This window comes from Mailhella sp., from assembly GCF_057866825.1.
In genome coordinates this window covers 1-5139 of sequence record NZ_DBMAHT010000136.1, presented here as the reverse complement: position 1 = coordinate 5139, position 5139 = coordinate 1, and the positions used below count along the sequence as shown (strand labels likewise).

3 protein-coding genes are annotated in these 5139 nt (G+C 64.3%); all 3 read right to left on the bottom strand.

Features of this window, described 5'->3' with window-relative positions; translation table 11 throughout:
* Nucleotides 1–708 precede the first annotated feature (708 nt).
* On the bottom strand, nt 709–1593 hold the full coding sequence (locus tag ACZM96_RS09445) for a DUF3737 family protein (protein WP_489488749.1): 885 nt from the start codon (nt 1591–1593) through the stop codon (nt 709–711).
* Between the two features lie 603 nt (nt 1594–2196).
* Nucleotides 2197–3354, bottom strand: a complete 1158-nt coding sequence (locus ACZM96_RS09440) for a glycosyltransferase family protein (protein WP_489488748.1) — start codon at nt 3352–3354, stop codon at nt 2197–2199.
* A gap of 535 nt (nt 3355–3889) precedes the next feature.
* Nucleotides 3890–5139 (bottom strand): calcium-binding protein (locus ACZM96_RS09435; RefSeq protein ID WP_489488747.1); only part of this gene is annotated, 1250 nt, incomplete at its 5' end.

Below are 5139 nucleotides of genomic sequence, written 5' to 3'. Positions count from 1 at the left end.
TGGCTCACCTACCTGCCCGTGCTGCCCAAGGCCGACCTCGTGTGGGAAGGCAACAAGCGCATCCGCTGACCCTCTTCTGCTCCCGCGGCGGACACCGTTCCGCCGCGGACGGCAAAGGCCGACAAAAAGCCCGCCTCCCCCTGCCGGGAAGCGGGCTTTCTTGCGTCTTACGAAGGGAAACGGAACTTGTTGGGGCTTTCAGGCGGAAGCGGAACTTGTTTCATCTGCCGAAGGTAAGCAGGCGTTGTTGCCTCTTCCGAACCCGGGAAGAGGAATTTGCCGGGGAGTTCCGGCAAAAGCGGCGCTTGTTTCGTCTGCCGGACCCGGAAACGTTTTTGCTGCGACTTCCGAGCGGAAGCGGAACTTGTTTCGTTTTCCGCGCGCAGGCGTTGCTGTCTCTTCCGGGCCGGAGGCCGACGGCCTTCTGCGCAGGGCGTGTTTTGCGAAGGAAAGCGTTTTCCTCCCCATGTTGCGCCGAAAGGCAGAGGTTTCCCGCCCTTTGCGGGACGCGGAGCTTTTCCGCGCCTTTTCGGGCCGGAACATGAAACGCGGGGTGTTTCGCACCTGCCGGGGCAGCCCCCGGAACAAGCCCCTTTCCGGGCCGGGACGCAACGCGCGTTGCGCCCTCTGGATCGAGGGGCGGACTGTTTGCCCCCCCGCGGGCACACGTTGGCCGCGCTTTTGCCGCGTTTTGCCCGAAGGCGGGGCTCAGTCGGCGGAATCTTCGCCCCTTTGCGCTTCGGCGGACGCCTGCGAAGGGCGTTCCGTGAAAATGATTTCTGCGCGGGAATCGTCGTCGCGGATCAGCTCGTCCACGCCGGGAAGCACAATCACGCCCGAGCGCGGATTCTTGATGCTGTCCACGCGCGTGGTGATGACGGCGTGAATGTCGGACTTTTCAAAGCAGAGATCGGAATCCACCACTTCGCAGTCCACGAGCCTGAGATTGGTGCAGTAGCACAGCGGCTGCGAACTGATGATGCGGCAGCGCTCCAGCGTGAGGTGATCGGAATACCAGCCGAGGAATTCGCCCTTGAGCACACAGTCGCGCACCGTGACGTTGCGCGCGTGCCAGAAGGCGTCGCGACTGGTGATGTCGCAGCGCTCGAACACGCAGTCGTGCATGTACTGGAGCGCATACTTGCCCGTGAACTTTACATCGGCGCATTCCACGTTGCGCGCGTGCAGCATGAAATAGTCGCTCTTCGCCGTGCAGTCGTGCATGGAGAAGTTGCGGGAGAACCATCCGAATTCGTTGGAAACGATGTCGCAGTTGCGCACGGAGACGTCGCTGCATTCTCGCAGGGCCTTGATGCCGTGCAGCTTCGTGTCCTCAATGTCTATGTGCTCCGAATACCACAGCGCGGCGCGACCGTTTTCCGTGATGTCGCAGTCGCGTATGGTCAGGCCGCGCACGTGCCAGAACGGATAGCGCAGATTGCACACGCAGCGTTCCGCCACAATGTCTTCGCATTCCTTCACCGCGCTTTCGCCGTCCGCCGGGCCGGTGAACGAGCAATCCCTGATGCGCGCGTGGCAAAGGCCGTACAGCGCCCTTTCTTCGTCAAACGTCTTGCCTTCTATTGTTTCCATAACGGCGATTCTCCCAGAATGATTCGTTGCATGCAAAATATCGCCTTCTGCGGCAAAAGAGCAAATACCTATGCATTATAGCAGGCATGCCTTTCAGGCATGGCAGAAGCCTTCCGCGTCGGGGCCATGCCCTGCGGGATGCCACGCACGGCCCCTGAGGCGCAGCATGCTGCGGCAGACAGGGCTCCCGCGTGCAGCTTTCACCGCTTCGGAAATGATGCGCCGGGCAAGGCCCGCGTTGCAGAAAAGTATGATGCGTCGCGGAAAACGCCGCTCCGCGACTTCGCGATCCAGAAAAAGGCCGGGAAGGAGAATAATCCGCCGCGATTCCCGAAAATTCGCCCTGCTCCCTCACGAAGCGTCGCCGCGAAAATCCGCCGTCGTCCGCCCCTCTTGCAGAGCCCCTCCCGCACATTCGCTTGCCGCGCCCACGCGGAGAGCCTGCGACGCCAATCCCCGCGCCGCGCAACTCCGTCCGTCGCTTCTGCGGAAAGCCGAAGTCGCCGCAAGCTTGCCCGCCGGGCCCCTTGGAGAGATCCCGGGCCGCAGCGCGCCCGCACAGCCCCCTCTCTCGGAAAGGCTGCGCCGCACAACTCCGCCGCGCTAGGCTTGCCGCGTCCGCGCAAAGGCCTCAAGCACGAAGCGCAGATGCTCATCCAGCACCTCAGCCTCGTTGCAGCAGCGCTCCATGACCTGCCTGCCGCGCCTGCGTATGCGCAGACTCTCCTCCCGCCGGTCCAGCGCATCTGCAATGCGCCGGGCGCGTTCCTCCATGGAGGCGTCCGCGGGAAAAGTCTCCACGGTCTCGCCCGGAACAAACAACGGATTCCGTCCGCCTTCCGGCGTCATGAGCAAGGTTTCGCAGCTCATGGTTTCCAGCATTTCCTGGAGCGGCGGTTCTTCGTTTTCGGGGAAAACATGCACGTCGGCGGCGCACAGCAGCGCGCGATAATCGTTCTTGTCCAGCCCGCCGACAAAAAGGAGCCGCTGCCGCAGCCGCTCCGGGAGCGCCGCGCCGCGCCCCCGCCAGAGATCGCGAGCCCTCTCGTTGCCGAACGCCAGCGCCGCGCAGCACGAAGGACGGCCCGCCAGCAGCGCAAGCGCGGTCTGCGCGCCTTCGGTTGCGGCGCGCGACGCCCCCTTCATGTGAAACACCACGAGCTCGCGCGCGTTTTCGTGGGGAAAGAAATCGCGCAGCTCTCCGTGCCCGGGCGAAAAAAACGTCGTATCCACAAAGGGCGGCAGCACGTGCAGCCGCGATTGCAGCGGCGCGGCAAAACGCGCCTTCTGCGCCTCGCTGCGCACAAAGCACAGATCGCTCAGCAGCGCCTGATGATTCTGCACGTCGGCGAGCGCGTCGAGGCGGGAGGCAACATCGGCGTCCCGCACGCGCAGCGCGCCGAAATACGAGGTCACGAACGCCTCGGGAAACGCGCGGCGCACAAACAGCGCCGGACCGTCGAAAAACGTGATGAAGACCATGTCCGGCACGAAGCCGGAATCGCGGATGTGGCAGAACGTGCGGAACGCCTGCCTGCCGAGCCGGAACGCCTTGCCCCAGGCTGCGAAAAACGGATCGGATTCCTGCGCGTTTTCCGTTCTGTCGAGCCGGAAGCGGGCATGGGCCACGTTGTCGTCCGCGCCGCCGCCCCTCGCGTGATACGAAAGAAACATGACCCTGTTTTCAGAATCGGCCGCCAGACGCGCAGGCAGATGACCGAACCTGCCGGGATACATGTTGTCGCAGAACAGAAATCGCATATCTTCTCGCCTTTGCGCCTCGGAGCCCGCGCTCCGCGCATCATGCGCCGTTTCGGATTCTTTTTCCAGCGCTTTTGTGCGCCGTCCGGCCGCGTTTTTCCGGCTGCTGCGAACAGGCGGGCCCCGGAGCCGCGGGACAGTTGCGGGGCAACGCCTCTTCGGTAACGCCGGGGTGCTTCATTGTGGAGTCGCCCGCACAGGCGGTCGGTTCGCAGGCAGGGCCGACGCCCGCTCCGCGGCTTCGTCCGGGCCGAATGCGCGCCCGCTCACGCTCCCGGGCGTTCGGAGCGCCGCGCCCCGGGAACAGGCCTGCGCCGGGCAGAAGGCTCAACGCCGCACACCCGGAGCCGGAATGCGACGAAACGCCCCGCGCCGACGGCATTTACGCCGACATTTACGACGGCGACATTCGCCCCCGCGCCGTTTTCGCGCCGCGCAAAACGTTGCGGGGAGCCGGACGACAACGCGCCCGCCTCTCCGCGCAAAAGCCGACCGCCCCTGAACCGGAGTGCAGAAGCGGTCGGCGCAAACAGGGCTAGCCCTGCGTATTCTGGAGAATGAACACCTGCTGCTGCACGGCGGCGTCGGCAGCGTCGTCATGCGTCACAGGCGTGAGGCTGGTTTCCAGGGTGAGATCAACATTCGGCTGGCCGACGTAGTCGAAACTGCCGTCGCCGTTGGCGTGCCACTGATCGGCGTTGAGCGTGAGCGTTTCGTTGCCCTGCGCATCGCGGCCGATAGTGACGCCGTAATCCTTCGAGAGCTGATCCATACTGGTGAGGCTGAGAGCGTCATCGCCCTTGATGAGCACTTCCACGCCGTTCACGATGGGCCCGGCGTGGCCGTCGCGGCCGCTTTCGTTGAGCAGCGCATGCAGCGACAGGGCGTCGTCGTTCGACACGATGAAGTCGATGCCCGACCCGCCGTCGATGAGGTAGTCGCTGGCGTCGTACACCACAATGTCGTTGCCGTCGCCGGCCATCACGGCATCGGAGCCTTCGCCGCCCACCATGTAGTCGTTGCCGTCGCTGCCGGAGAACACGTCGCCCTCGGGAGCGCCGAACAGGAAGCCGTGCTCCGGCGCGCCGAGATCGTTGTCCGCAAGGAGCGAAATCAGGTCAGGCGCGTCGCTCGAAGCATCGTCCGCAGGCGAGGCATCGGGAGCATCCGCGGCGCTCTCATGCATGGCTGCCTCGGGAATCGCCGGATCGGCATGGAGGGAGAACATCTGCGGCGCAGCGTGTTCCGCCGAAGCGTCGGCCACGGCAAAGGCCGGGGCGTCGGGAGCGTCCGGCAGAACAAGGCTGTCGACGGCAAACACGTCCTGCCCTTCCGGAACGTCGGGCGCATCCGTCTGCGCGTCGAAGAGCGGCGCGTCGAAGGAGGCGTCGAGAACGCCGTTCAGGCCGGAAACCACCATGGCTGCCGTGAGCAGTCCGTTTTCCTGCTCCACGCGGGCCTGTTCCTCTTCGGCTTCGCTGCCGTCGCCGGAGCCTTCCGTCACGTCCGAAACTTCGACTTTCTCGGGCTTATTGAAGGTCACATTCACCGTCGGAGCAGGGGCGGCCTCCGTTTCGTGTCCGTCGCTCACGGAAACCACAACGGCAAGATCGTCCTTCAGATCTGGGTCAGGCTTGAACGTGTAGGAGAGCTCGTTCCCCTGATTGTTGCTGCCTTCGACAAAGTCGAACTCCATCGTGCCTATCTTCCCGCCTTCCGCGTTGTACACTTCAACGGAAGAGGAGGTTTCCGACAGCTCCGCCGTGTTCACACTCAGCGCGGTGC